General features: G+C 64.5%; 28 protein-coding genes. 1 reads left to right on the top strand and 27 read right to left on the bottom strand.

All coding sequences use genetic code 11. The features are described 5' to 3' along the window. Window positions 1-2: 2 nt before the first annotated feature. From tatB to CYJ10_RS05385, 25 genes are all read right to left on the bottom strand, one after another. Window positions 3-521, bottom strand: coding sequence for a Sec-independent protein translocase protein TatB (gene tatB / locus CYJ10_RS05505; protein WP_101680522.1), 519 nt, complete (start codon window positions 519-521; stop codon window positions 3-5). A gap of 90 nt (window positions 522-611) precedes the next feature. After that, window positions 612-848 (bottom strand): Sec-independent protein translocase subunit TatA, encoded by a 237-nt coding sequence (gene tatA, locus CYJ10_RS05500; protein WP_066731139.1) that lies wholly within the window; start codon window positions 846-848, stop codon window positions 612-614. A 162-nt stretch (window positions 849-1,010) separates the two neighbouring features. After that, window positions 1,011-1,367, bottom strand: a complete 357-nt coding sequence (locus CYJ10_RS05495) for a histidine triad nucleotide-binding protein (RefSeq protein WP_101681042.1) — start codon at window positions 1,365-1,367, stop codon at window positions 1,011-1,013. A gap of 85 nt (window positions 1,368-1,452) precedes the next feature. After that, window positions 1,453-1,845 carry a DUF4870 family protein gene (locus CYJ10_RS05490; protein ID WP_101680521.1) on the bottom strand — a complete coding sequence of 131 codons (393 nt, stop codon included), beginning with the start codon at window positions 1,843-1,845 and terminating at the stop codon, window positions 1,453-1,455. 68 nt (window positions 1,846-1,913) lie between these two features. Beyond that, window positions 1,914-2,297, bottom strand: coding sequence for a phosphoribosyl-ATP diphosphatase (locus CYJ10_RS05485; RefSeq protein ID WP_257993096.1), 384 nt, complete (start codon window positions 2,295-2,297; stop codon window positions 1,914-1,916). Then, window positions 2,294-2,701, bottom strand: coding sequence for a phosphoribosyl-AMP cyclohydrolase (gene hisI / locus CYJ10_RS05480; RefSeq protein WP_101680520.1), 408 nt, complete (start codon window positions 2,699-2,701; stop codon window positions 2,294-2,296). The genes CYJ10_RS05485 and hisI overlap by 4 nt, the downstream gene beginning before the upstream one ends. A gap of 2 nt (window positions 2,702-2,703) precedes the next feature. Continuing rightward, window positions 2,704-3,474 (bottom strand): imidazole glycerol phosphate synthase subunit HisF, encoded by a 771-nt coding sequence (gene hisF, locus CYJ10_RS05475; RefSeq protein ID WP_101680519.1) that lies wholly within the window; start codon window positions 3,472-3,474, stop codon window positions 2,704-2,706. 63 nt (window positions 3,475-3,537) lie between these two features. Next, window positions 3,538-4,281 carry a 1-(5-phosphoribosyl)-5-[(5-phosphoribosylamino)methylideneamino]imidazole-4-carboxamide isomerase gene (hisA, locus tag CYJ10_RS05470; RefSeq protein ID WP_101680518.1) on the bottom strand — a complete coding sequence of 248 codons (744 nt, stop codon included), beginning with the start codon at window positions 4,279-4,281 and terminating at the stop codon, window positions 3,538-3,540. A 175-nt stretch (window positions 4,282-4,456) separates the two neighbouring features. Further along, window positions 4,457-5,110 (bottom strand): imidazole glycerol phosphate synthase subunit HisH, encoded by a 654-nt coding sequence (gene hisH, locus CYJ10_RS05465; protein ID WP_180862848.1) that lies wholly within the window; start codon window positions 5,108-5,110, stop codon window positions 4,457-4,459. Next, entirely contained in the window at window positions 5,107-5,730 is a 624-nt protein-coding gene (locus CYJ10_RS05460; protein ID WP_101680516.1) for a YchE family NAAT transporter, read from the bottom strand. The genes hisH and CYJ10_RS05460 overlap by 4 nt, the downstream gene beginning before the upstream one ends. A 102-nt stretch (window positions 5,731-5,832) precedes the next feature. Continuing rightward, on the bottom strand, window positions 5,833-6,420 hold the full coding sequence (hisB, locus tag CYJ10_RS05455; RefSeq protein ID WP_066731163.1) for an imidazoleglycerol-phosphate dehydratase HisB: 588 nt from the start codon (window positions 6,418-6,420) through the stop codon (window positions 5,833-5,835). A gap of 7 nt (window positions 6,421-6,427) precedes the next feature. Then, entirely contained in the window at window positions 6,428-7,528 is a 1,101-nt protein-coding gene (gene hisC, locus CYJ10_RS05450; RefSeq protein WP_101680515.1) for a histidinol-phosphate transaminase, read from the bottom strand. 34 nt (window positions 7,529-7,562) lie between these two features. Then, a complete protein-coding gene (gene hisD / locus CYJ10_RS05445) occupies window positions 7,563-8,897 on the bottom strand; it encodes a histidinol dehydrogenase (protein ID WP_101680514.1) in 1,335 nt (444 codons plus the stop codon). A 60-nt stretch (window positions 8,898-8,957) separates the two neighbouring features. Then, window positions 8,958-9,632 carry an ATP phosphoribosyltransferase gene (hisG, locus tag CYJ10_RS05440; protein WP_101680513.1) on the bottom strand — a complete coding sequence of 225 codons (675 nt, stop codon included), beginning with the start codon at window positions 9,630-9,632 and terminating at the stop codon, window positions 8,958-8,960. Between the two features lie 67 nt (window positions 9,633-9,699). Continuing rightward, the gene (gene murA / locus CYJ10_RS05435; RefSeq protein WP_101680512.1) at window positions 9,700-10,950 is read right to left on the bottom strand and encodes a UDP-N-acetylglucosamine 1-carboxyvinyltransferase; all 1,251 of its coding nucleotides are present in this window, start codon (window positions 10,948-10,950) and stop codon (window positions 9,700-9,702) included. Window positions 10,951-11,018: 68 nt separating this feature from the next. Continuing rightward, a complete protein-coding gene (locus CYJ10_RS05430) occupies window positions 11,019-11,267 on the bottom strand; it encodes a BolA family protein (protein WP_101680511.1) in 249 nt (82 codons plus the stop codon). Window positions 11,268-11,301: 34 nt separating this feature from the next. Further along, entirely contained in the window at window positions 11,302-12,072 is a 771-nt protein-coding gene (locus CYJ10_RS05425) for an ABC transporter permease (RefSeq protein ID WP_101681040.1), read from the bottom strand. A gap of 53 nt (window positions 12,073-12,125) precedes the next feature. Further along, on the bottom strand, window positions 12,126-13,076 hold the full coding sequence (locus CYJ10_RS05420) for an ABC transporter ATP-binding protein (RefSeq protein ID WP_101680510.1): 951 nt from the start codon (window positions 13,074-13,076) through the stop codon (window positions 12,126-12,128). Between the two features lie 252 nt (window positions 13,077-13,328). Beyond that, window positions 13,329-13,631, bottom strand: a complete 303-nt coding sequence (locus tag CYJ10_RS05415) for an STAS domain-containing protein (protein ID WP_101680509.1) — start codon at window positions 13,629-13,631, stop codon at window positions 13,329-13,331. 136 nt (window positions 13,632-13,767) lie between these two features. Beyond that, window positions 13,768-14,397 (bottom strand): MlaC/ttg2D family ABC transporter substrate-binding protein, encoded by a 630-nt coding sequence (locus tag CYJ10_RS05410; protein ID WP_101680508.1) that lies wholly within the window; start codon window positions 14,395-14,397, stop codon window positions 13,768-13,770. A gap of 251 nt (window positions 14,398-14,648) precedes the next feature. Beyond that, window positions 14,649-15,452, bottom strand: coding sequence for an MlaA family lipoprotein (locus tag CYJ10_RS05405; protein WP_101680507.1), 804 nt, complete (start codon window positions 15,450-15,452; stop codon window positions 14,649-14,651). Beyond that, on the bottom strand, window positions 15,449-16,027 hold the full coding sequence (mlaD, locus tag CYJ10_RS05400) for an outer membrane lipid asymmetry maintenance protein MlaD (protein ID WP_101680506.1): 579 nt from the start codon (window positions 16,025-16,027) through the stop codon (window positions 15,449-15,451). Before mlaD ends, CYJ10_RS05405 begins: the two co-directional genes overlap by 4 nt. Window positions 16,028-16,050: 23 nt before the next feature. Further along, window positions 16,051-16,827 carry a lipid asymmetry maintenance ABC transporter permease subunit MlaE gene (mlaE, locus tag CYJ10_RS05395; protein WP_101680505.1) on the bottom strand — a complete coding sequence of 259 codons (777 nt, stop codon included), beginning with the start codon at window positions 16,825-16,827 and terminating at the stop codon, window positions 16,051-16,053. Continuing rightward, a complete protein-coding gene (locus CYJ10_RS05390) occupies window positions 16,824-17,675 on the bottom strand; it encodes an ABC transporter ATP-binding protein (RefSeq protein ID WP_101680504.1) in 852 nt (283 codons plus the stop codon). Before CYJ10_RS05390 ends, mlaE begins: the two co-directional genes overlap by 4 nt. Before the next feature lie 148 nt (window positions 17,676-17,823). Continuing rightward, window positions 17,824-18,912: a tripartite tricarboxylate transporter substrate binding protein gene (locus tag CYJ10_RS05385; protein WP_101680503.1), complete on the bottom strand. Its 1,089-nt coding sequence runs from the start codon at window positions 18,910-18,912 to the stop codon at window positions 17,824-17,826. Window positions 18,913-19,085: 173 nt separating this feature from the next. Between CYJ10_RS05385 and CYJ10_RS05380 the strand changes: the two genes are divergently transcribed. Then, window positions 19,086-19,646, top strand: coding sequence for a GNAT family N-acetyltransferase (locus CYJ10_RS05380; RefSeq protein WP_101680502.1), 561 nt, complete (start codon window positions 19,086-19,088; stop codon window positions 19,644-19,646). Window positions 19,647-19,763: 117 nt separating this feature from the next. On the opposite strand, the gene CYJ10_RS05375 is transcribed toward CYJ10_RS05380, so the two are convergent. Further along, on the bottom strand, window positions 19,764-21,227 hold the full coding sequence (locus tag CYJ10_RS05375; RefSeq protein ID WP_101680501.1) for a glutamate synthase subunit beta: 1,464 nt from the start codon (window positions 21,225-21,227) through the stop codon (window positions 19,764-19,766). Between the two features lie 112 nt (window positions 21,228-21,339). After that, window positions 21,340-26,007, bottom strand: a complete 4,668-nt coding sequence (locus CYJ10_RS05370) for a glutamate synthase-related protein (RefSeq protein ID WP_257993181.1) — start codon at window positions 26,005-26,007, stop codon at window positions 21,340-21,342. Window positions 26,008-26,406 lie beyond the last annotated feature (399 nt).

Genomic DNA, 26,406 nt, shown 5'->3' with positions numbered 1-26,406 from the left:
GCTTACTCGAAGAAGGAACGGTTACGGCCGCTGGCCGGGCGATGACGCTTGACGCGAGCGGCGCCTGACTGCACCCACACACGCACGTTCTGCTGGCGCTTGAACCAGACCGGCCGGGCGCCCTGCTTGACGCGCCAGCTCTTGCGACCATTGTGGGATTTGTGCGCACTGTCCCAGCTGGGCACGTATCCGGCACTGACACCGCTGGTGTCGGCGTCGGATGTACCGGAAGCCTCCACACCGCCCAGTGCCTCGTTCAGCGCCTGGGTGTGTTCGTTGACTTCTTTGTGGATGGTCTGCTCGACGTCGCGTGCGGCGTTCTCGAATTCCGTGCGCATCTTGCGCAGTTCCTCGAGTTCCACCTCGCGGCTAACCTCGGCCTTCACGTCATTGATATAGCGCTGCGCGCGGCCAACCAGTGCGCCAACCGTACGCGCCACCTTCGGCAGACGCTCGGGGCCGATCACGATCAGCGCCACGGCGCCAATCAGTGCCAGCTTGGAAATGCCGAGATCGATCATGCGAAAACCGGAACTGAGACACAGGACAGGCGGGCCGCGCCAGGCGCGGCCGCCGGGAGGATGACTGACAAGGAAAAATCGGCCGGTGGATTATTCCTGGCGCTGCTTTTCCTTGGCTTCCACGTCGATCGTGGTGGTGTCGCGCAGTTCCTTGGCTGCAGCCGGCTTGGCGCCAGGTTCTTCGGCGTTGCCGTCCTTCATGCCGTCCTTGAAGCCCTTCACCGCGCCGCCCAGATCCTGGCCGATATTGCGCAGCTTCTTGGTACCGAAGACGAGCATGACGATCACCAGCACGATCAGCCAGTGCCAAATGCTAAACGAACCCATTTCTTGCTCCTGATAAAGCCGCAGGCGTCGGAATATGATCGCCCGGCCCCGTAGTTCCGTCCTTCAAAGGCCGCGTCGGGGCGACGGTACCCGACGCAACATCTGGCCGGGACATCGCTGTCCCAGCCCCTTTCTCATGCCCTGGCTGTCCTGAATATCTGTTCAGAACGCCGGTGACTTCCACTGGTCGCGTGGGCCGCCGAGTACGTGCAGATGGAGGTGAAACACCTCCTGTCCGCCGTCCGTGCCGGTATTGATTACCGTACGGAAGCCGTTGTGGCAGCCGGCCAGGCGCGCCAGTTCAGGCACCTTGAGCATTATTCTAGCAAGCACATCCGCATCGCCGGGTCCGCATTCAGCCAGCGAATCGACATGCGATTTCGGAATTACCAGAAAATGTACCGGCGCTTTGGGATGGATATCGTGAAACGCCAGCAGATCGTCGTCCTCGTACAGCTTATTGGACGGGATCTGACCGGCCACGATCTTGCAGAAAACGCAATTGTCCTGGGATTTCATGAAGTTCTTGTTGCAGCCTGTCAGCACATTGCAGGAAATCGTGCCGCCCTGCTGCCACTTTTCTCTTGATCTTGCCAGTCCGGCCTCAGAACGCCTCGCCCGGGTACATCGGCTTGCGGTCGTTCAGGTACAGCCAGCCCTTGACGATACGATACAGTATCCACAGTGACAAAATGCAGAAAACGGCGATTGCCACCGGGAACAGCAACACCGTCACGAACATGAAGCCGCCCACTACGTACCAGACGATCGACCACCAGAACGTGCGGATCTGCCATGCGAAGTGCGTGGCATAGACCGTCCCCCGGGTATCGTCGCGCTTGACGTAGTTGACGATGATCGCGATCAGCGCCGTAATGCCGCCCGTAAACCAGTGAATCGCATATAGCGCGTAAAGGATGTGCGTCAGCTTGCGCAATCCGTCGAGCTTGTCCGCATCCGCGGTTGTCGTCACCTGCGTGGTGTAGTCCGTCGCCATCGTGCCCTCCAGCGTTGCACCGCGTTATGCCGTTCCCGGAACATTTCCGGGCGGCCATAGGCTTAATGCTACTCCTTGCGACTGGCTTTCTCGACCAGCCCCGACAGCCCTTCGCGGCGCGCCAGTTCGTTGACGACGTCAGCGGGCGTGGCACCGATGTGCGCGAGCAGCACCATCGTGTGAAACCACAGATCGGCCACTTCGTAGACCACCTTGCCCACGGCTTCGTCGCCCAGGCCGGCCGCACGGGCGTCCTTGGCCGCCATCACGGTTTCGGTGGCTTCCTCGCCAATCTTCTTCAAGATGGCGTCGTCGCCCTTCTTGAACAGCTTGGCGACATAGGATTTGTCGGGATCGCCGCCGTTTTCAGGCTTGCGCGATGCCAGCGTGGCGGCTACGCGGGCCAATACGTCAGCCGAATCGGCCGCGTCGATTGTCTTGTCCTGGCTCATGGCTTGGCCAAGTAGATCGTCGACGGGTCCTTGAGCACCGGCTCGACGGTATGCCAGTCGCCCGACTCGACATCGCCTTCAAATTTCTGGAAGAAGCACGAGTGCCGGCCCGTGTGGCAGGCAATGCTGTCCACCTGCGTGACCTTCAGCAGCACCACGTCCTCGTCGCAGTCCAAGCGGATTTCGTGCACCTTCTGCACGTGGCCAGATTCCTCGCCCTTATGCCACAGGCGCTTGCGCGAGCGCGACCAGAACACGGCCTCGCCCAGCTCTACCGTACGCTGCAGCGCCTCGCGGTTCATGAACGCGAACATCAGCACGTCATTGGAGCCCGTCTCCTGGACGATCACCGGCACCAGGCCGTTGTCGTCCCACTTCACCTTGTTCAACCACTTCTTTGCCATGATCAGATCCGGACGGGGATGCCCTCGCGGGCCATGAATGCCTTTGCTTCGCCAACCGTGTGCTGGCCGTAGTGGAAGATGCTGGCGGCCAGCACCGCATCGGCGTGGCCGAGCTTGATGCCGTCGGCCAGATCCTGCAGGCCGCCCACGCCACCTGATGCAATAACGGGTACCGGCACGGCGTCGCTGACCGCGCGCGTCAGTTCCAGGTCGAACCCGCTCTTGGTGCCGTCACGGTCCATGCTGGTCAGCAGGATTTCTCCCGCGCCACGGCGCGCCATCTCGCTGGCCCATTCCACGGCGTCCAGGCCAGTCGCCTTGCGGCCGCCATGGGTAAAGACTTCCCAGCGGGCCGGCTCGCCCGGCGCCGAGGTGCGCTTGGCATCGATGGCCACCACGATGCACTGCGAGCCGTACTTGCCGGTGGCGTCTGAAACCAGTTGCGGGTTGGCGATGGCGGACGAATTCACGCTGATCTTGTCCGCACCGGCGTTGAGCAGCCGGCGCACGTCTTCCACGGCGCGCACGCCGCCGCCAACGGTCAGCGGGATGAACACCTGCGAAGCCACAGCCTCGATGATATTGAGGATCAGGTCGCGGCCATCGCTGGTCGCGGTGATGTCCAGAAATGTGATTTCGTCGGCACCCTGCTCGTCATAGCGGCGTGCGATTTCCACAGGGTCGCCCGCATCGCGCAGTTCGACGAAGTTGACACCCTTGACCACCCGCCCGTTGGTGACGTCCAGGCAGGGGATGATACGTTTGGCTAGCATGTGATTCCTTGCCTGCCGTGCCCGCCCGGGGCACGGCTGGTTGTGGCGTCCTGCCTGGCGGCGTTACTCGGCCGCCAGCTTGTCCGCCAGCGCCTGGGCGTCAGCGAAGACCAGGTCGCCCGAATAGATCGCACGGCCGCAGATCACGCCTTCCACGCCTTCGTGTTCGACGGCGCAGAGCTGGTCGATGTCAGCCAGGTTCGACAGGCCGCCGCTGGCAATCACCGGGATCGACATCGACTGGGCCAGCTTGACCGTGGCGTCGATGTTGATGCCCTGCAGCATGCCGTCGCGGCCGATGTCGGTGTAGATGATGGCTTCCACGCCGTAGTCTTCGTACTTGCGTGCCAGATCCGCCACTTCGTGACCGGTCAGCTTGCTCCAGCCATCGGTGGCCACCTTGCCGTCCTTGGCATCGAGCCCGACGATGATGTGCCCGCCGAACGCCGAGCAGGCGTCCTTCAGGAATCCGGGGTTCTTCACGGCGGCCGTACCGATGATCACGTACGACAGGCCGTCGTCGAGCCAGCGCTCGATCGTGTTCAGGTCTCGGATACCGCCGCCGAGCTGCACTGGGATCTCATCGCCCACTTCGGCGATGATGGCCTTGATGGCGGCCTCGTTGCGGGGCTTGCCAACAAATGCGCCGTTCAGGTCGACCAGATGCAGGCGACGCGCGCCCTGGTTCACCCAGTGACGTGCCATGGCGGCGGGATCTTCGGAAAAGACGGTAACCTGGTCCATATCGCCTTGTTTAAGGCGTACACACTGACCGTCCTTCAGGTCGATGGCCGGAATGAGCAACATAGCGTAACGAGCGTGGTGGTTGTGTAAAAAGGAAAAGGGCAGCGATGCCAGCGCGGCTGCGCGGGCGCTCAGGTCATGTCAGTTTTGCAGTGGATGCAGTCTGGGTCGGTGGCTCTGAACGACAGGTATCGCTGTTGATCTTGTGGCGCTTCTGGTAACAGGTGCTTCTAACGCTTTACGGATTCCAATGCACGAAATTCCGGTATAGCTGCAAACCCATCGCGGCGCTCTTCTCCGGGTGGAACTGCGTGGCGAAAATATTATCGCGTGCCACCGCGCTGGTAAACACGACGCCGTAATCCGTCTCGCCGGCGATATGCGCGGGGTCCTGCGCCTGCACATAATAGCTGTGTACGAAGTAGAACCAGCTGTCGTCCGGGATGCCCTGCCACATCGGATGCGCCAGCGCCTGCCGCACGCGGTTCCAGCCCATCTGCGGCACCTTGAAGCGCGAGCCATCCGGCTGCGTCATCCCGTTCAGTTCAAAGCGGATCACGTCGCCCGGCATCAGGCCCAGCGCCGGCGTGCTGTCGGCGCCCGACCTCGCTTCACTGCTGCGTTCAAACAGCATCTGTTCGCCAACGCACACACCCAGCATCGGCTTCGACGCCGCGGCTTCCAGCACGGCCTGCTGCAGGCCCGATTCCCCCAGGGCCCCCATGCAGTCGGGCATCGCACCCTGCCCCGGCAGCACCACGCGGTCCGCCGCGCGGATCGCTTCAGGGCGGTCCACAACCTGCACGTTCGCTTCCGGTGCCGCGGCACGCAGAGCCTGCGCCACCGAGCGCAGGTTGCCCATGCCGTAATCCACAATTGCTATGGTAGTCATGATTTCAAAACAGGCAACAATGTCTTCAGCCCGTCCACAATGAATTCAACGGCCAGCGCCGACAGGATCAAGCCCATCAGGCGCGTGCCGATATTGATCCCGGTCCTGCCAACCACCCGTGCGATGGGATCCGCCGCACGGAATGTGCCATACACCACCACACCCAGAATCACGCCAATTCCAACCAGGATCAGCAGTTCGTACCAGTGGTGCGTCTTGCCCGCATACACGATCACGGTGCTGATCGAACCCGGCCCGGTCAGCAGCGGCAGCGCCAGTGGCACCACCGCGATACTGGTCTTGGCCTCCGCCTCGTCCTCTTCCTCGGGCGTGGCCTTGGTCCGCCCGGTCTGGGCGTTGAGCATGTTCATGGCCATCATGATCATGATCAGCCCGCCCCCCACCTGCAGCGACGCCACCGAGATATTGAAGAACTCAATGATCTGCTGGCCCAGCAACGCCGACAAGCCCACCACGATCGCCACGGCAATCGACGCCGTCTTGATCGTCTTCAGCTTTTCCGCCTCGGTCTGCTGGCTGGTCAGGCTGATGAAGAACGGGATCGCCCCGATCGGATTGATCAGCGCCAGCAGCGAGATGAAAGACTTGAGCGTATCCATCGGATGCAGGAGTGTCAGTGGTTGTTAGCGTCGCCGCAACCAGCCGGCACGCCTGCTATATGGGGGCGCAGGTCAGTGTTTCAGGTCAGTAGCCAGTATGGGTCAGAGCGTACCCTTGGTCGATGGAATCTGGTTGGCCGCGCGCGGATCCAGCTCCACCGCCATGCGCAGCGCACGGCCAAAGGCCTTGAACACCGTTTCGCATTGGTGGTGAGCATTGATGCCACGCAGGTTGTCGATATGGAGCGTCACCCCGGCGTGATTGACGAAGCCACGGAAGAACTCGATCGTCAGATCGACATCGAAGCTACCCACCCGGGCGCGCGTGAACGGCACGTGGAATTCCAGTCCCGGACGGCCCGAGAAGTCGATCACCACGCGCGACAGGCACTCGTCCAGCGGCACGTAGCTGTGGCCGTAGCGGGTAATGCCCTTCTTGTCGCCGATGGCGCGCGCCACGGCCTGGCCCAGCGTAATGCCAACGTCCTCCACCGTATGGTGGTCGTCGATATGGGTGTCGCCCGTGGCCTCGACCTCCAGGTCGAACATGCCATGCCGGGCAATCTGGTCCAGCATGTGGTCGAGGAACGGCACACCGGAAGCCAGCTTCTGGCGGCCGGTGCCATCAAGGTTCAGCGAAACGCGAATCTGCGTTTCCGAGGTATTGCGGGTGACCTCTGCAACACGCATGGTGGGGTTAATCCTGCAATGAGGCGTTGAATGCCTCAAGAAACTGCGCGTTTTCTTCGGGCGTGCTGACCGTCACGCGCAGACAGTTGGCCAGCAATGCGTGCATTTTACTCACGTTCTTGATCAATACCTTCCGCGCCAGCAGTCGCTCGAACGTCTGTGCCGCATTCGCCACGCGAACCAGCAGGAAGTTGGCGGCGCTCGGATAGACCGTCACACCTGCCATCGCCGACATGGCGTCGGCCAGTTTCGATCGTTCGGCGCGCAACTGGGCGGCCTGGTCGTCCAGCACATCCACGTGTTCCAGTGCGAACAGCGCGGTGGCTTCGGTCAGCACGTTGACGTTGTACGGCGGGCGCACCTTGTCCAGTTGCGACAGCCATTCCGGCGAGCCCGCCATGTAGCCCAGGCGGATACCGGCCAAGCCCAGCTTCGACACCGTGCGCATCACCAGCAGGTTGCCGAACTCGGTCAGGCGCGGCATCCAGCTTTCCTGGGCGAACGGCTGGTAGGCTTCGTCCACCACCACCAGGCTCTGGCACACCTCGCCCTGCGCGGCGCGCACGATGGCTTCCATGTCGGCGGCGTCGAACAGGTTGCCGGTCGGGTTGTTCGGGTAGGCCAGATAGATGATGGCGGGCTTGTGCTCGGCCATCGCGGCCAGCATGGCGGCGCGGTCCAGCGTGAAATCCGCGCGCAGCGGCACGCCGACAAACCCAAGGCCGGCAAACTGGGCCGACATTGCATACATGACGAAGCCCGGCACCGGCGCCAGCACCTTGGCACCCGGTTTCGACGCGGCCAGCGAAATGATGCTGATCAGTTCGTCCGAACCGTTGCCCAGCATCACGTCCATGCCGGCCGGTACCTTCATGACCGACTTGAGCCGCGCGCGCAGCGCCTCGCTGCTCGGCACCGGATACCGGTTCAGGGCCACCTCGCCCAGCCGCGACGCCAGTTGCGCGCGCAGATCGGGCGGCAGCCGGTACGGATTCTCCATCGCGTCGAGCTTCACCAGTCCGTGCGAGTCGGCGACATGGTAGGCGCCCATGGCGCGTACGTCGTCACGGATGATGCGTTCGATCAGGGATGGGTCTACGGCTGACATGTTGGTCCTTGTGGTTCCGGCTTTAAGAAGATGCTTAACGCTTGAATCGGTACTCGGCCGAGCGCGCATGCGCCTGCAGCCCTTCGCCATAGGCCAGTTCGGCGGCGATCTGGCCCAGCATCTGCGCCCCGCCCTCGCTGACCTCGATCAGGCTCGAGCGCTTCTGGAAGTCATACACGCCCAGCGGCGACGAGAAGCGCGCGGTGCGCGAGGTGGGCAGCACGTGATTCGGGCCGGCGCAGTAGTCGCCCAGCGATTCGCTGGTATAGCGGCCCAGGAAGATGGCGCCCGCGTGGCGGATCTTCTCGCTCCACTGGCGCGGGTTTTCGGCGGAAATTTCCAGGTGCTCGGGCGCGATGGCGTTGGCGATCTCGCAGGCTTCTTCCATGTCGCGCACCTTGATCAGCGCGCCGCGTCCCACCAGCGAGGCGGCAATCACTTCGCGACGCGGCATCGTCGGCAACTGGCGCTGGATGCTCTCTTCCACGCGGTTCAGGTAGGCCTTGTCCGGGCACAGCAGGATCGACTGCGCCAGTTCATCGTGTTCGGCCTGCGAGAACAGGTCCATGGCCACCCAGTCCGGATCGGTCGTGCCGTCGCAGATCACCAGGATCTCGGACGGGCCGGCGATCATGTCGATACCGACCGTACCGAACACGCGGCGCTTGGCGGCGGCCACATAGGCATTGCCCGGGCCGACGATCTTGTCGACCTGCGGCAGCGTGGCGGTGCCAAAGGCCAGCGCGCCCACGGCCTGCGCACCGCCAATCGTGAACACGCGGTCCACGCCGGCGATCTGCGCGGCGGCCAGCACCAGTTCGTTGCGCACGCCACCGGGCGTGGGCACAACCATGATCACTTCCTTGACGCCGGCCACGCGCGCGGGAATGGCATTCATCAGCACCGACGACGGGTACGCCGCCTTGCCGCCCGGCACGTACAGGCCTACGCGGTCCAGCGGGGTCACCTTCTGGCCCAGCATCGTGCCGTCGGCCTCGGTGTATTCCCAGCTATGGCTGCCGCATTCGATCTTCTGCTTCTCGTGGTAGGCGCGCACCCGTGCGGCGGCGGCCTCCAGCGCAGCGCGGCGCTTCGGCTCCAGGTCTTCCAGTGCCGCTTCCAGTTCGGATTGCGACAGTTCCAGCGCGCCCATCGAGGCGGCTTCTAGACGGTCGAAACGGCGAGTGTATTCGAGCACGGCCTCGTCGCCGCGGCGGCGCACGTCAGCCAGGATATCGGCCGCAGCGCGATCGATGGCCTCGTCTTCCGACGCATCGAACGCCAGCACCTGGCGCAGGGCCTCGGCAAAACCGGGCTCGGTCGAGTCGAGCCGGCGGATCGACAGGTTTTCCATATCGGTTTCGTTCATGACTGCTTGTCCTCGCGGAATCCCTGACGGATTCCCGGTCGGTTTCAACTTGTGCGTACCTCAGGCGAGCGACGCCGAGGCCCGTTCAAATGCTTCGAGAATCGGCGTCAGCCGTTCCCGTTTGAGCTTCAGCGCCGCCTGGTTGACCACCAGGCGCGACGAGATCTGCACGATCTCCTCCACCTCGACCAGATTGTTCGCACGCAGCGTACCGCCGGTGCTGACCAGGTCGACGATGGCATCGGACAGCCCCACCAGCGGGCCCAGCTCCATCGAGCCGTACAGCTTGATCAGGTCCACATGCACGCCCTTCTTGGCGAAGTGCTCGCGGGCGGTCTGCACGTACTTGGTGGCCACGGACAGGCGCGCACCCTGCCGCACCGCGTTGGCGTAGTCGAACCCGGCCGGCACCGCCACCGACATGCGGCAGCGCGCGATGTTCAGGTCGATCGGCGCATACAGGCCCGTCATGCCATGCTCCATCAGCACGTCCTTGCCGGCCACGCCAAAATCGGCCGCGCCGTACTGCACGTACGTCGGCACGTCCGACGCACGCACGATGATCACGCGCACGGCCGGATCCGAAGTCGGCAGGATCAGCTTGCGCGAGGTCTCGGGGTCCTCGGTCACCTGGATGCCGGCCGCGGCCAGCAGCGGCAGCGTTTCGGTAAAGATGCGGCCCTTGGACAGTGCCAGCGTCAGCTGGTTGGGCGAGGCGTTGAAAGCGGGACTCATCGTCAGTTCTTCTAGGTTCGGGGCGGCTTGATGCGGCTTGGGGCAGCTTGATGCGGCGGCCTCTGGCTCAGGCGATGCGGCGGATCTTTGCGCCGACGGCCGACAGCTTGTCTTCCATGCGGTCGTAGCCGCGATCCAGGTGATAGATCCGGTCGATCGTCGTTTCGCCATCGGCCACCAGGCCGGCGATGACCAGACTGGCCGACGCGCGCAGGTCGGTGGCCATGACGTTGGCGCCGGACAGGCGCGGCACGCCGGTCACCACCGCGGTATTGCCCTCGGCCGTGATGTTCGCGCCCAGACGGTTCAGCTCCTGCACGTGCATGAAGCGGTTCTCGAAGATCGTCTCGGTGATGCGCGCCGTGCCTTCCGCCACGGCGTTCAGCGCCATGAACTGGGCCTGCATGTCGGTCGGGAACGCCGGGTATTCCGACGTCCGGAAGCTCACGGCCTGCGGGCGTTGCGGCATGACCAGGCGGATCCAGTCGTCGCCGGTCTCGATCGTGGCGCCGGTCTCGCGCAGCTTGAGCAGCACAGCGTCAAGGATCAGCGGCGGGATGCCGCGCACGACGATGTCGCCCAGCGACGCGGCGGCCGCGCACAGGAACGTGCCGGCCTCGATACGGTCGGCCACCACGCTGTGCTGCGCGCCGTGGAGCTTGTCCACGCCTTGCACGATCAGACGGTCGGTGCCGATGCCGTCGATCTTGGCGCCCATCTTCACCAGCAGTTCGGCCAGGTCGGTCACCTCGGGCTCACGCGCGGCGTTTTCCAGCACGGTCTCGCCTTCGGCCAGCGTGGCCGCCATCAGCAGGTTCTCGGTGCCGGTCACGGTGATCATGTCCGTCACCACGCGGGCGCCCTTCAGGCGGCTGGCGCGGGCATGGATGAAGCCGTGCTCGATGTTGATCTCGGCGCCCATGGCCTGCAGGCCCTTGATGTGCTGATCCACGGGGCGGGCACCGATGCCGCAGCCGCCCGGCAACGACACACGGGCCTCGCCGAAGCGCGCCACCAGCGGCCCGAGCACCAGGATCGACGCCCGCATGGTCTTCACGAGGTCGTAGGAAGCCTCGGGAGAATTGATGTCAGCGCCCTTCAGCGTGGCCGCGCCATTGACCATGTCAGCCTGCATGCCCATCTGGCGCAGCAGCTTGAGCATCGTGCGCGTGTCCTGCAGGTCGGGCACGTTGGTCAGCGATACGGTATCGGCGGTCAGCAGGCCGGCGCACAGGATGGGCAGCGCGGCGTTCTTGGCGCCCGAGACGCGGACTTCGCCCTTGAGCGGCCCGTTGCCCTGGATCTGGAATTTGTCCATGTTTCTGTCTTGTCAGCCGGCGGGGTTGCTTGCCGCCGGTGTGTTGTCTGTTGGGGTGTCGACGCGCCTTACTTGGCGCCATCGGCTTGCCATTCGGCCGGCGTCAGCGTCTTCATCGACAGCGCATGGATCTCGGCGCGCATGCGGTCGCCCAGCGCCGCATAGACGCGCTGATGCCGCTGGATCAGGCGCTTGCCCTCGAACTCCCCGCTCACGATCGTGGCGAAGAAGTGCTGGCCGTCGCCCTCCACTTGCAGATGTTCGCAGGGCAATCCTTGGGCAATGTAATCCCTGACTTGTTCCGGAGTAGGCAGCATGTCTGTCTCTGTGAATTCGGTGATTGGCGGCGAATCAGTGCCGCAGCTTGTAACCCTTGCGCAGCAGGCGCAGCGCCAGCCCGGCCAGTACCACGAATGCCACGACCACCACGGCAAGGCTGTGCAGCGGGGGCACGTCCGACACGCCGAAGAAGCCGAAGCGGAAGCCGTCGATCATGTAGAAGAACGGGTTGGCGTGCGACACGGCCTGCCAGAACGGCGGCAAGGAATGAATCGAATAGAACACACCGGACAGGAACGTGGCCGGCATGATCAGGAAGTTCTGGAACGCGGCCAACTGGTCAAACTTCTCGGCCCAGATGCCGGCGATCAGCCCCAGCGTGCCCAGGATGCCCGCACCGGCCAGCCCGAACACCAGGATCCAGAGCGGATGCGCGAAATGCAGGTGGGCAAACCACGCCGTCACCAGCAGCACGCCCAGGCCCACGCAGAGCCCGCGGATGATCGACGCCGTCACGTAGGCGCCGAACATTTCCCAGTGCGACAGCGGCGGCAGCAGGATGAACACCAGGTTGCCCGTGATCTTGGACTGAATCAGCGACGACGAACTGTTGGCAAACGCGTTCTGCAGCACGCTCATCATCACCAGGCCCGGCACCAGGAAAGCGGTGTAGCTGATCTGGTCATAGACGCGCACCCGGTCTTCGAGCACATGGCCGAAGATCAGCAGGTACAGCACGGCGGTCAGCACCGGCGCGGCCACGGTCTGGAACGACACCTTCCAGAAACGCAGCACTTCCTTGTAGAGCAGCGTGCGGAAGCCAACCAGGCCGCCGACGCCCATCGATGCCAGGCGCTGTTCCTCGCGCTGGGCCACATTGACCTCCACGGGATTCTTCATGCCGCGGCCTCCATGGCTGCGTTCGGCGTACTGCCGGGCATCTCGCCTTCCCGGCGCATGATCTGCACGAACACGTCCTCCAGGTCGGCCTTGCTGATTTCCATGTCTTCGATTTCACAACCGGCGGCGCGCAGCGCGGCCAGGATGGGCTCCACGGCCTCGTAGCCCGACAGCCGCAGCCGATAGGCGCGCTCGCCCGGGTTGCCCGGCGTGCGCAGCGCTTCCAGCTCGGCCGGCAGCGTACCGCGCGAAAGTGTCAGAACCAGTTGCAGTCCCGCAAACTGGTTCAGCAGGCTGCTGGTGCGGTCCAGCGCCACCACCTCGCCGAACTTGAGCATGGCGATGCGGTCGCACAGCGCCTCGGCTTCTTCCAGGTAGTGGGTGGTCAGGATGATCGTGTGGCCTTCGCGATTCAGGCGCGAAATGAACTTCCACAGCGTCTGGCGCAGCTCCACGTCCACGCCAGCGGTCGGTTCGTCCAGCACGATCACGGGCGGACGATGCACCAGAGCCTGGGCCACCAGCACGCGGCGCTTCATGCCGCCCGACAGCTGGCGCATATTGCTGTCTGCCTTGTTGGTGAGATCGAGATTGGCCATGATCTCGTCGATCCAGTCGTCGTTGCGCCTCAGGCCGAAATAGCCGGACTGCAGCCGCAGCGTCTCGCGCACCGTGAAGAACGGATCGAAAACCAGCTCCTGGGGCACCACGCCCAGCATGCGGCGCGCCATGCGGTAGTCGTCCACCACATCTTGACCCAGCACGCTGACCGTACCCGAATCGGCGCGGTTCAGCCCCGCCAGAATGGAGATCAGCGTGGTCTTGCCCGCGCCGTTTGGGCCGAGCAGGCCGAAAAATTCGCCGCGCTCGACGCTGAAACTGACACCCTTGAGCGCCTGCAGGTTGCGGTAGCGCTTGCGGACATCGGTAATTTCGATGGCTTTCATGGCCGAATGTCTTGAGATGGGGCCGCTTGGCGGTCAGCCTTACCTGGAGTTGGGGGGGCGCCCCTGAGGTTAGCCGCGCAGCACCTGTGGAATCGTGTCAGGACACTTGGGGGCGACTTGGGGACGAACAACCCGGAATTATAGGGGATGAGGAGGTTCCCCCGCTCTGCCCGGCGCGGCGCCAGGCCCTCGGCCCGACGCCGTGGCATCGCATGACCGCACGCAATGGCACGCGCGGCGACGGATGCCGGTTCAATGTCGGTGGTGGTGGTGTTCCGGGTCGGTAGGGGTGGCGGTAGCCAGGCCCAGGAGGCCTTCGACCCCATAGAGGGTAGCCAGCGACCGCAGTTGCGGCGACGCGCCGGCGACGGCCAGCGACTGGCCGCGCTGGGCGGCTGCCCGCTGCCAGGCCAGCAACACGGCCACGGCGGAGGAATCCACCTGCGTCAGCGCGCTGCAATCCACCGTCAAGTCGCCCTGCTGCACGCGCGTCAGCCCGTCACGCAGCACGGCAGCGGCGTTGCGGTTGGTCAGCGAGAAGCCAAGGGCAGGCATGGATGGGAGACGCTGGAAACGTTAAATGGGCTTGCCGGAATGAAAACTCCCGCCCGGGGGCGGGAGCGTCTGGGCATTGTAGACCAGTTTGGCCGCGCCGTGCTGCAGCGCAACCAGAATTGCCGGGGTCGTCCGCTCAGTTCTTGGCGTTGGCCAGCTGGCGGTTGCGGTCCTGCAGCGTCTTGATGACGCCATCCACGCCCTGCTGGTTGGCGATCGTGTTGAAGCTGCCCTTGTACGCCTCAGTCAGCCAAGCGCCCAGCACGTTGATGTCATAGACCTTCCAGCCCTCAGGCGTCTTTTCCAGGCGGTAGTCCATCTGGATCGGCTCACCCTTGTTGATGACCTGGGTACGGATAGTGGCATCGGTGTCGTCAGCCGTGCCGCGGTACGGACGGAACTGCACCTTCTGGTCCCGGATCTGGGCGATGGCGCCCGCGTACGTACGGATCAGCAGCGTCTTGAACTCGTCGGCAATCACCTTCTGCTGTTCCGGCGAGGCCTTCGACCAGTTGCGGCCCATGGCGATCTGCGTGGTACGCGTGAAGTTGGCGTGCGGCAGGATCTTCTGCTCGACGAGCTGGGTGATCTTGCCGATATTGCCGGCCTGCATGTCCTTGTCGCTCTGCACGGTGGACATCACTTCGTTCACCACGCCCTTGACCAGGCCATCCGGCGTCGCGGCGTCGGCTTGCTGGGCCTGCGCGGCGCCAGCACCGGCAAAGGCGAAAACAGTGAGGAAGGGAAGCAGCAGTCGCTTGATCATATGAATTTTTCCTTTCTTTCCGGGACGGCACCTGCAGGGTATCGGCAGGTTCACGCCCATCCGACAGGGCAACAACGCACCGCCATCGGAAAACATTGAAACACAGGCGTCAGCCGGGCATGGCACACACACATGCATTAAACACCACTTTCATACACTTTGTTTCAGGGCTCACAGCGCGCTCACAGGCGCGGCCAGGCCTTGGCCAGACACGGCTGGCGGGCAGACCTCGCGGGCTGCCCCCGGACGCCTCAGCCAGTCTTCGTATCGGACTTGCCGGATTCTGCCGGCGCGGCCTTGCCGCCGTCATCCTGGTCCTGCGGCGCCTTCTGCTGGGGTTGCTGCGGCTGGTCCTCGTCGTCCTGCGACGGCGGATTACCATCATGGATCAGATATTCGCGACGCTGCAGGTACGAATCACGCAGGAACGCGTATTTATCCAGCGCGGCGGCCTCGATCAGGCTCGTGGCGCCAAGCAGCTGGGCCCGGCCGTCGACCACGCGCACCGTGGTCACCGACAGGCTGGCGTACCACGGCGAGATATAGGTGGTCGGATCCATGAAGCGGTCCACCACCATGCCGGTGCCGTCGCGCACGCTGCTCGGCCCGAACAGCGGCAGTACCAGGTACGGGCCCGACGGCACGCCCCACACGCCCATGGTCTGGCCGAAATCTTCCTTGTACTTCGGCAGGCCAGCCGGCGTGGCGATATCGATCAGGCCGCCAATGCCGAGCACGCTGTTGATGGCCACGCGCATCGTGTCTTCCGCCGCCCGCGACGGCTTGCCCTGCAGCAGATTGTTGGCCGCCGAGTAGACATCGCTGACATTCGAGAAGAAGTTGCCCACCGCCGCGCGCACCGGCGACGGGATGTAGTCCTGGTAGCCCTCGGCCACCGGCTTCAGCGCGTACTTGTCGAGATTGTCGTTGAACGTGGAAACGCCACGGTTGAACGGCTCCAGCGGGTCTGCGGGGTTGGCGTTGGGCCCGGTGGCGCAGCCGGCCAGGGCCAGGGCGACCAGCGATGCCGCGGTCAGGCGATGAAAAGTGCTCATTTGTTATCGCCCATTCCCGGCGCGGCCGGCAAAGCCGCCGCACCCGAGCCGGACGTGTTCGACGATGACGAGGAGGACGGGGCGGGGGCCGAGGCGCTGCCGCTGTTGCCGCCGGCGCCGGCATCGGCCGCCTTGTTGTACAGGAACTGGCCGATCAGGTTTTCCAGCACCACGGCGGATTGCGTCATGGTGATCTTGCTGCCCTGCGCCAGCATCTTGTCGTCACCGCCCGCTTCCAGGCCGATGTACTGCTCGCCGAGCAGCCCCGAGGTCAGGATCTTGGCCGACGTATCGCGCGGAAATTCGTAGCGCTTTTCCAGGTTCATCGTCACCGTGGCCTGGTATTGCTTGTCGTCGAAGTTGATCGACGCCACGCGGCCCACCACCACGCCGGCGCTCTTCACCGGCGCGCGCGGCTTCAGTCCGCCAATATTGTCAAACTGCGCGGTCACCGCATAGGTGTCCTGGAACGACAGGCTGCTCATATTGCCGGCCTTCAGCGCCAGGAACAGCAGTGCGGCGAACCCCACCACCACGAACAGCCCCACCCAGTAATCGAGCGAATTTTTCTTCATGCGAGTCTCTTGTCGAATGCTTGTCAGCTGAACATCAGCGCGGTCAGCAGGAAATCCAGGCCCAGCACGGCCAGCGACGCCATCACCACGGTCCGCGTCGTGGCGCGCGAGACGCCCTCTGGCGTGGGATTCGCCTCAAACCCCTGGTATAGCGCGATGAACGTCACCGCAATGCCAAAAATAAAGCTCTTGATGACACCGTTCAGCACGTCGGCGCGCACGTCCACGCCGCCCTGCATCTGCGACCAGAAGGCGCCGGCATCCACGCCGATCAACTGCACACCAACCAGGTAGCCGCCCAGGATGCCCACGGCGCTGAAGATGGCGGCCAGAATCGGCATGGCGATGACACCAGCCCAGAAACGCGGCGCAATCACGCGTTGCAACGGGTTGACGGCCATCATCTCCATCGCGGTCAGCTGCTCGCCTGCCTTCATCAGCCCGATTTCGGCCGTCAGCGACGTGCCGGCGCGGCCCGCGAACAGCAGCGCCGACACCACCGGCCCCAGTTCACGCACCAGCGACAGCGCCACCAGCAGGCCCAGCGCCTGCTCCGACCCATACCGGTTCAGCGTGTAGTAGCCCTGCAAACCCAGCACAAAGCCGACGAACAGGCCCGATACGGCGATGATCACCAGCGACAGGTTGCCGACGAAGAACACCTGGTCGGAAATCAGCCGGAACCGACGCAGCAGGGCCGGCGACAGTGCCAGCACGGCCAGGAACATGCGCGTGGCACGGCCCAGGCCGCCCACGAACTGGCGCACGGCGGCGCCGATGGTAGTGAAGAAGCCGGTCAACGCGTACCTCCGGCCATGAAGTCTTCGGCCAACGTGGGGCCGCTGTAGTGGAAAGGCACCGGGCCGTCGGCCTCGGCGTGCACGAACTGGCGCACGAACGGATCGCTGGATGCGCGCAGGTCGTCGGGCACGCCTTCGGCGGCAATCCTACCGTTCGCAATGAAATAGACGTAGTCGGCGATCTGGAAGGTTTCCTGCACGTCGTGCGAGACGATGATGGTGCTGGCGCCCAGCGCGTCGTTGAGATCGCGGATCAGGTTGGCCGTGAGGCCGAGCGAAATCGGGTCCAGGCCCGCGAACGGTTCGTCGTACATCAGCAGCGCCGGGTCCAGCGCAATGGCCCGCGCCAGTGCCACGCGTCGCGCCATGCCGCCCGAGATCTGCGCCGGCATGAGGTCGCGCGCCCCGCGCAGCCCCACCGCGTTGAGCTTCATCAGCACCAGATCCCGGATCATCGATTCGGGCAGGTCGGTGTGCTCGCGTAGCGGAAATGCGACATTGTCGAATACCGACAGGTCAGTGAACAGCGCGCCAAACTGGAACAGCATGCCCATCTGGCGCCGCACCGCGTACAGCGCGGTCTGGTCCATGGCGTCGATGTCCGCGCCGTTGAACGTCACGCGGCCGCGCTGCGGGCGCACCATGCCGCCCACCAGGCGCATCACCGTGGTCTTGCCGCAGCCCGAGCCGCCCATGACGGCCACCACTTTCCCGCGCGGAAAACGCATGGAAAGGCCGGATAGGATGGGCTTGTCGCCAGCCGCGTATGCAAAATCGACATCCGCGAGTTCGACGACGTTGGGGCCTGTAAAAGCCTGGCCAGACGGGTTCGGCACGGTAGCGGTCACAATGTCACCGGATTTGGACAGGCGGCCATTATAAGGGCTAGTACCTATCGGTCGCCGTCCCGTGTGGTGATCTCACCATTGCACAGCCGACAACAATCCGGGCCGTCGGAGTGGCGCCGCCCCGACACGAGACGGGGCAGCGGCATCCTCACGGTTCGGCGCGCGGGCCGGTCTGGCGCAGAATCGCCTGCCACTGCACCGATTCCGAACGAATGGCGGTGGCAAAGGCATCGGGCGAATCGCGTACCGGCGTCAGGCCGGCGGCCATCAACTGGGCCTGGACGCCGCGTTCATTGGTCACACCGTCCAGCTCCGTGGCCAGTCGCGCCACGATTGCCCGGGGCGTCTTGGCCGGCGCCATCACGCCATACCAGGCCAGCGCCCCGTAGCCCTCCATGCCGGTTTCCTGGAGCGTGGGCACCTGCGGCGATAGCGGTGATCGCACCGGCCCGGTCACGCCAAGAATCTTCAGTGCCCCAGAACGCACATGAGTCTGCACCGCGGCCCACGAACAGAAGCAGGCGCTGATACGACCCGCGAGCATTTCCTGCACCACCGCGCTCTCGCCCTTGGCCACGACCAGCGGCACGCTGGTCGGCATGCCCCGGACCGCGTATTCGGCATACAGATGCGCCGGGCTGCCAGCCTGGCCATAGCCGTAGCTATACGACGCCGGGTTCGACCGCACGGCGGTGACCCATTGCTGGGGCGTGGTCATCGGCAAATGGCCATCGATCACGAGAAACAAGGGGGTGGCGGCCACCCGCGCCACCGGGGTGAAGTCACGCGTCACGTCATAGGGCACCGGTTCCAGCCCGGGCTGGATCAGCATGTTGGCCTGATGGAACAGCAGCGTATGGCCATCGGAACTGGCCTTGGCCACGAGGTCGCCAGCCATGGTGCCCGACGCGCCAGGGCGATTGTCTACCTCGACGGGCACACCAAGTCTCTGAGATAGCCGTTCCGCCAACAAGCGTGCAATGGCATCGGCCACGCCGCCAGCCGGGAACGGCACGATCATGCGCAGCGGTCGGGCAGGGAACGACACCTGGCGGCTCGACGGTTCGGCGCGGGCGGCAGACGGAATACTGGCCAGCTGGGCCACAGCGGGAGGCTGAGCGAGGGCCGTCGCCGTGTAAAGCGCAACGGCAACCGCACACCCCGTCCATCTGGCAGCGAGTATTGGCAACTTCGCTATACCTCGCCAAAGCCGCATGCATTTGCGTACTTCGGGCATCAATTTCCTCCGGGCCGTACCCCACCGCTACGGCTCCAAATCGGCTGAAAGGATTTCGAGGCAGTCTCTTCTTATCTAGTTTGAGGAAATTGTAAGGACATTGCCTGGCAGCGCCCAGACCGCGTAAACGCTCTCCGGGCGGACCCCAATGTGAGCGCCCGTATAATCGGTCGATGCCTGAATTCGTCTTGCGGCCCATGCGTGCCGCCGACCTGCCCGCAGTACTCGCCATCCAGGCGCAATGCTATGGCGATGCGCTGGTCGAGTCCGCCAATGCCTTGGAAAGCCGACTCACGTTATCGCCCGCCACCTGCTGGGTCGCGGCCCTGGCCACACCATCGCACCATGGCCATTCCAGCCCTTCCCTGGCTGCCTACCTGTTCACCCATGCCTGGCCCGAGGCGTCGTTGCCGCCCTGGAATGGCCAACTCGTTTGCGATTGGCCTGATACCGAGCCGCTGACCTGGTTCATCCACGACATGGCCGTGGCGCCAATCGGGCGCGGTGCGGGACTCGCTTCCCGCCTCCACGACGCGGCGCGCGACGTGGCGTTAAACGACGGCCTGCGGTCGTCCCGCCTCATCGCCGTGCAGGCAGCCGATGGGTACTGGCGCAGGCTTGGGTACGCGCCGCTGGCGGCCGGCACGCACGCGGCCAAGTTGGCGGCGTATGGGGAGGCGGCGGTTTTGATGGGATGTGAACTCGTAGGCAACGACTGCCGAACATCGCCCTAATATCGAATGGCAGAAGGACCGGCAGGCCCCCACAACTCGATTTGCAGGGCATCAACAAAAACCCCCGCTGCCTTCCGGCATGCGGGGGTTTTTGCCAGCTTGGGCGGAACCGGCAGCTTAACGCGGCAGTTCGGTGTGGCCCATCAGGAATGCGTCCACCGAGCGGGCGGCCTGGCGGCCTTCGCGGATGGCCCAGACCACCAGCGACTGGCCGCGGCGCACGTCGCCGGCGGCGAAGACCTTCGGCACGCTCGTGTAGTAGGCGCGGTCGCCTTCGGTCGATGCCTTGGCGTTCTTGCGTGCATCGGTGTCCACGCCGAAGGCTTCCAGCATCGAGCCCACCGGGTTCGTGAAGCCCATGGCCAGCAGCACCAGGTCGGCCTTCAGCACGAATTCGCTGCCCGGCACTTCCTGCATCTTGCCGTCCTTCCACTCCACGCGGCAGGCCTTCAGCGCCGTGACCTTGCCGTTTTCGCCGATCAGTTCCTTGGTGGCCACCGACCAGTCGCGCGAGCAGCCTTCGTCGTGCGACGACGACGTGCGCAGCTTGATCGGCCAGTACGGCCACACCAGCGGCTTGTTTTCTTCATCCGGCGGCTGCGGCAGCAGTTCAAACTGCGTGACCGATTCGGCGCCATGGCGGTTCGACGTGCCCACGCAGTCCGAACCCGTATCGCCGCCGCCAATCACGATCACGTGCTTGCCTTCGGCGCGGATGTCGTTGACGCCGTCGCCCGCCACTTCCTTGTTCTGCGGGATCAGGAATTCCAGCGCGTAGTGAACGCCAGCCAGCTCGCGGCCCTTCACCGGCAGGTCGCGCGGCACTTCCGAGCCGCCCGCCAGCACCACGGCGTCGAACTGGTCCATCAGCGCCTGTGCCGAGATGGTCTCACGCGCGTAGTTCTTGATGCCGGCCGGCAGTTCACCGTCGGTCACCATCACGCCCGCGCGGAAGGTCACGCCTTCGGCCTGCATCTGCTCGATGCGACGGTCGATCAGGTCCTTCTCCATCTTGAAGTCGGGGATGCCGTAGCGCAGCAGGCCACCGACGCGGTCGTTCTTCTCGAACACGGTCACGTCATGGCCGGCGCGTGCCAGCTGCTGCGCGGCCGCCATGCCAGCGGGGCCCGAGCCCACCACGGCCACGGTCTTGCCGGTCTTGTGCTTCGGCACCTGCGGGGCCACCCAGCCCTCTTCCCAGGCCTTGTCGATGATCGCGTGCTCGATCGACTTGATGCCCACCGGCAGCTCGTTGATGCCCAGCGTGCAGGCGGCCTCGCACGGTGCCGGGCAGATGCGGCCCGTGAACTCGGGGAAGTTGTTGGTCTGGTGCAGGACTTCGATCGCCGACTTCCAGTCCTGGCGGTACACCAGGTCGTTGAAGTCGGGAATGATGTTGTTGACCGGGCAGCCGTTGTTGCAGAACGGGATGCCGCAGTCCATGCAGCGGGCACCCTGGACCTTCGCTTCGCTGTCGGAGAGCGCGAACACGAATTCCTTGTAGTGCTTCACGCGCTTGACTACGGGTTCGTAGCCTTCGTTCTGGCGCGGAAATTCGAGAAAGCCTGTCGCCTTACCCATGTTGCATCCTTGGTCTTGCTGGCGCGAGGCGGACGGGCCGGCCTCGCGTGGGGTCAGTATCTTGTTGGCGCCGCGGGCGTTGCCGCGGCGCCTCTCGTGGTGTGGCTGCCGGTCAGGCGGCTACCGCTTCGCGATCGCTGTCGCGGGCTGCCTGTTCCTTCTCGAACATCTCGCCCAGGGCGCGCTTGTACTCGGTCGGGAAGACCTTGACGAACTTGCGGCGCGCCGTGGTCCAGTCGGCCAGCAGCGCCTTGGCGCGCTCCGAACCGGTGTAGCGGAAGTGCTGCTCGATCAGGTCGCGCAGGATCACTTCGTCCACCTGGCGGGTGCCGTTGAACTTGTGCCATTGCGATTCCGGCTGGCCCTTCTGCTGGTCGGCCGCAGCGAGCACCGCCTCCAACGCCACCATCGACGTGTTGCAGCGCTTGTCGAACAGGCCGTCCTCGTCGTAGACGTAGGCCACGCCGCCCGACATGCCTGCGGCGAAGTTGCGGCCCGTGCCGCCCAGCACGACCACCGTACCGCCGGTCATGTATTCGCAGCCATGGTCGCCGGTGCCTTCCACCACGGCGGTAGCGCCCGAGTTACGCACCGCGAAACGCTCGCCGCCCACGCCGTTGAAGAACGCCTCGCCAGCCAGGGCGCCGTACAGGACGGTGTTGCCCACGATGATGTTGCGGGTCGGGTCGCCACGGAATTCGTGCGGGGCGCGCACGATCACGCGGCCGCCCGACAGGCCCTTGCCCACGTAGTCGTTGGCGTCGCCCACCAGATCCATCGTGATGCCATGCGCCAGGAACGCGGCGAACGACTGGCCGGCCGTGCCCTGGAACTGGATGTGGATCGTGTCGTCGGGCAGGCCGTCGTGGCCGTACTGCTTGGCCACCACGCCGGACAGCATCGCGCCCACCGTGCGGTTCACGTTCTTGACCGGCTGGATGAACGACACGCGCTCACCCTTATCGATGGCCAGGCCAGCCTTGGCGATCAGCGTGTGGTCCAGCGCCTTGCCGGCTTCCACCGACAGGCCGTGATCCTGCACGTCGGTGTGGTAGCGCGGCACGTCGGCCGGGATCGGTGCCTGGAAGAAGATGCGGCTGAAGTCCAGGCCGCGTGCCTTCCAGTGTTCGATGCCGTTGCGGATGTCGAGCAGGTCGGCACGGCCGATCAGTTCGTCGAACGTGCGGATACCCAGCTGGGCCATGATCTCGCGTGCTTCTTCCGCGACGAAGAAGAAGAAGTTCACCACGTGCTCGGGCTTGCCCTGGAATTTCTTGCGCAGCGCCGGATCCTGCGTGGCCACGCCCACCGGGCAGGTGTTCAGGTGGCACTTGCGCATCATGATGCAGCCCTCGGCCACCAGCGGCGCCGTGGCAAAGCCGAACTCGTCGGCGCCCAGCAGCGCGCCGATCACCACGTCGCGGCCGGTCTTCATCTGGCCGTCAGCCTGCACGCGGATGCGGTTGCGCAGGCCGTTCAGCATCAGCGTCTGCTGCGTTTCGGCCAGGCCCAGTTCCCACGGCGAACCGGCGTACTTGATCGACGACCACGGCGATGCGCCGGTGCCGCCATCATGGCCGGCGATCACCACGTGATCGGCCTTGGCCTTGGCCACGCCAGCGGCCACGGTACCCACGCCCACTTCGGACACGAGCTTCACCGAGATGTCCGACGCCGGGTTCACGTTCTTCAGGTCGTGGATCAGCTGTGCCAGATCCTCGATCGAGTAGATGTCGTGGTGCGGGGGCGGCGAGATCAGGCCCACGCCCGGCACCGAGTAACGCAGCTTGCCGATGTAGTCGGACACCTTGTGGCCCGGCAGCTGGCCGCCTTCGCCCGGCTTGGCGCCCTGCGCCATCTTGATCTGGATCTGGTCAGCCGATGCCAGGTATTCGGCGGTCACGCCGAAACGGCCCGACGCCACCTGCTTGATCTTCGAGCGCAGCGAGTCGCCGGCCTGCAGTTCCAGGTCCTTCTCCACCACGTGGTCGCCCAGGATGCTCTTCAGCGAGTCGCCCTGCTTGATGGGGATGCCGCGCAGTTCGTTGCGGTAGCGCTTCTCGTCCTCGCCGCCTTCGCCGGTGTTCGACTTGCCGCCGATGCGGTTCATCGCCACCGCCAGCGTGGCGTGGGCTTCGGTCGAGATCGAGCCGAGCGACATGGCGCCCGTGGCAAAACGCTTGACGATGTCCTTGGCCGATTCCACTTCTTCCAGCGGAATCGCGCGGGCCGGGTCGACCTTGAACTCGAACAGGCCGCGCAGCGTCATGTGACGGCGGCTCTGGTCGTTGATGATGTTCGCGTATTCCTTGTACGTCTGGTACTGGCCCTTGCCATCGTCGGCGCGCACCGAATGCTGCAGCTTGGCGATGGAATCCGGCGTCCACATGTGTTCTTCACCGCGGATACGGAAGGCGTACTCGCCACCGGCGTCGAGCATGTTGCTCAGCACCGGGTTGCTGCCGAACGCGTCGGTGTGCAGGCGCAGCGCTTCCTCGGCCACCTCGAAGATGCCGATACCCTCGACGTTCGACGGCGTGCCGTGGAAGTACTTCTGCACCAGTTCGCGCGACAGGCCGATGGCCTCGAAGATCTGGGCGCCCGTGTACGACATGTACGTGGAGATGCCCATCTTCGACATCACCTTGAACAGGCCCTTGCCGATGGCCTTGACGAAGTTCTTGACCGCCTTTTCCGGCGACAGGTCGCCCGACAGGCCCGAGGCCATGTCAGCCAGCGTTTCCATGGCCAGGTACGGGTGGACGGCTTCGGCGCCGTAGCCGGCCAGCAGCGCGAAGTGGTGCACTTCACGGGCCGAACCGGTTTCGACGACCAGGCCGGCCGACGTGCGCAGGCCCTTTTCCACCAGGTGATGGTGGATGGCCGACGTGGCCAGCAGTGCGGGAATCGCAACCTGGGTGTCGTCGACGCGGCGGTCGGACACGATCAGGATGTTGTAGCCCGAACGCACGGCGTCCACGGCTTCGGCGCACAGCGATGCCAGACGGGCCTCAATGCCTTCCTTGCCCCACGCCACCGGGTAGCAGATGTTCAGTTCGTACGAACGGAACTTGCCGCCGGTGTAGTGCTCGATGTTGCGGATCTTGGCGATGTCCTTGAAGTCCAGCACGGGCTGGGACACTTCCAGGCGCATCGGCGGGTTGATGTTGTTCAGTTCCAGCAGGTTCGGCTTCGGGCCGATGAACGACACCAGCGACATGACCATGTTCTCGCGGATCGGGTCGATCGGCGGGTTGGTCACCTGCGCGAACAGCTGGCGGAAGTAGTGGTACAGCGTCTTGTTCTTCGACGACAGCACGGCCAAGGGCGAGTCGTTGCCCATCGAGCCCGTAGCTTCCTCGCCGGCCAGCGCCATTGGCGCCATCAGGAACTTGACGTCTTCCTGCGAGTAGCCGAACGCCTGCTGGCGGTCCAGCAGCGGCGACACCGGCTTCTTCTCGGCGGCCACGTCTTCCGGCTTGGCATCCAGCTCGTCGAGCTTGATGCGCACGGCGTCGATCCAGCTCTTGTACGGCTTGGCGTTGGCCAGGTTGTCCTTGAGTTCCTTGTCGTCAATGATGCGGCCCTGCTCCATGTCGATCAGGAACATCTTGCCCGGCTGCAGGCGCCACTTGTTGACGATGCGCGACTCGGGGAACGGCAGCACGCCGGCTTCCGACGCCAGCACGACGAAGTCGTCCTCGGTCACGTAGAAGCGGGCCGGACGCAGGCCGTTACGGTCCAGCGTGGCGCCGATCTGGCGGCCATCGGTGAAGCAGATGGCGGCGGGGCCGTCCCACGGCTCCATCATCGCGGCGTGGTACTCGTAGAAGGCGCGACGGTTGTCGTCCATCAGCGTGTGCTGTTCCCAGGCTTCCGGGATCATCATCATCATCGCGTGGACGAGCGGGTAGCCGGCCATCGTCAGCAGTTCGAGGCAGTTGTCGAACGATGCCGTATCCGACTGGCCCGGATAGATCAGCGGCCACAGCTTGGGCAGGTCGTCGCCCAGCACCGGCGACGAGATGGCGCCCGTACGTGCGTTCACCCAGTTCACGTTGCCCTTGACCGTGTTGATTTCGCCGTTGTGGGCGACCATGCGGTACGGGTGGGCCAGTTCCCAGGCCGGGAACGTGTTGGTCGAGAAGCGCTGGTGCACCAGGGCCAGGGCCGACACGGCGCGCGAATCCAGCAGGTCCAGGTAGTACTCGCCCACCTGGTTGGCCAGCAGCAGGCCCTTGTACACGACGGTACGGGCCGACATCGACGGCACGAAGTATTCCTTGCCGTGCTTGAGCTTGAGCGCCTGGATGGCGTGGCTGGCCGTCTTGCGGATCACGTAGAGCTTACGTTCCAGCGCGTCCGTGGTCATGATGTCGCGGCCACGGCCAATGAAGATCTGGCGGATCACCGGCTCGGTCTTGCGCACGGTCGGGGACATCGGCATGTTGCAGTCCACCGGCACATCGCGCCAGCCCAGCACGACCTGGCCTTCCAGGCGCACGGTGCGTTCGAGTTCCTGCTCGCAGGCCAGGCGCGAAGCGTGTTCCTTCGGCAGGAAGATCATGCCGACGCCGTATTCGCCGTTGGGCGGCAGCGTCACGCCCTGCTTGGCCATTTCCTCGCGGTAGAACTGGTCCGGGATCTGGATCAGGATACCGGCGCCATCGCCCATCAGCGCGTCTGCGCCGACTGCGCCCCGGTGGTCCAGGTTCTCAAGGATCTTCAGACCCTGCGAAATGATCTCGTGGGATTTCTTGCCCTTGATATGCGCCACCATGCCAACGCCGCAGGCGTCGTGCTCATTGGTGGGGTCGTACAGGCCCTGGGCCTGCGGGCGGCCGGCGAGGTCGGAAGATTGTTGCGAGTGGTCCACGGGCTGAATTCCGGTGAAGGCTGCGCAGCCAGCAAGGGCATAGACCGAACGGGATGGGCTGTTGCGGGGGGCCTCTTGATCGGGCGTGGCAGACAGCTGGGACCGCAGCGGCGTACACGAGCGTGACGCGCCGCACAATGACTGTGGGTGGAGCAACTATAAGAGAATCGTCCACGCCTCGCAAAAAAATTAAATGGGGTCAGAACACATTAAAAATTGCACCATCACCGCGACCATTTTAAATGGGGACATATTAAATTCAGTCCATATTTGCACAGTTATGGTGCGAAATATCACGATTGC

The organism is Cupriavidus pauculus, assembly GCF_002858765.1.
GTDB lineage: Bacteria > Pseudomonadota > Gammaproteobacteria > Burkholderiales > Burkholderiaceae > Cupriavidus > Cupriavidus pauculus_B.
This window is presented reverse-complemented; position numbering and strand designations above follow the sequence as displayed.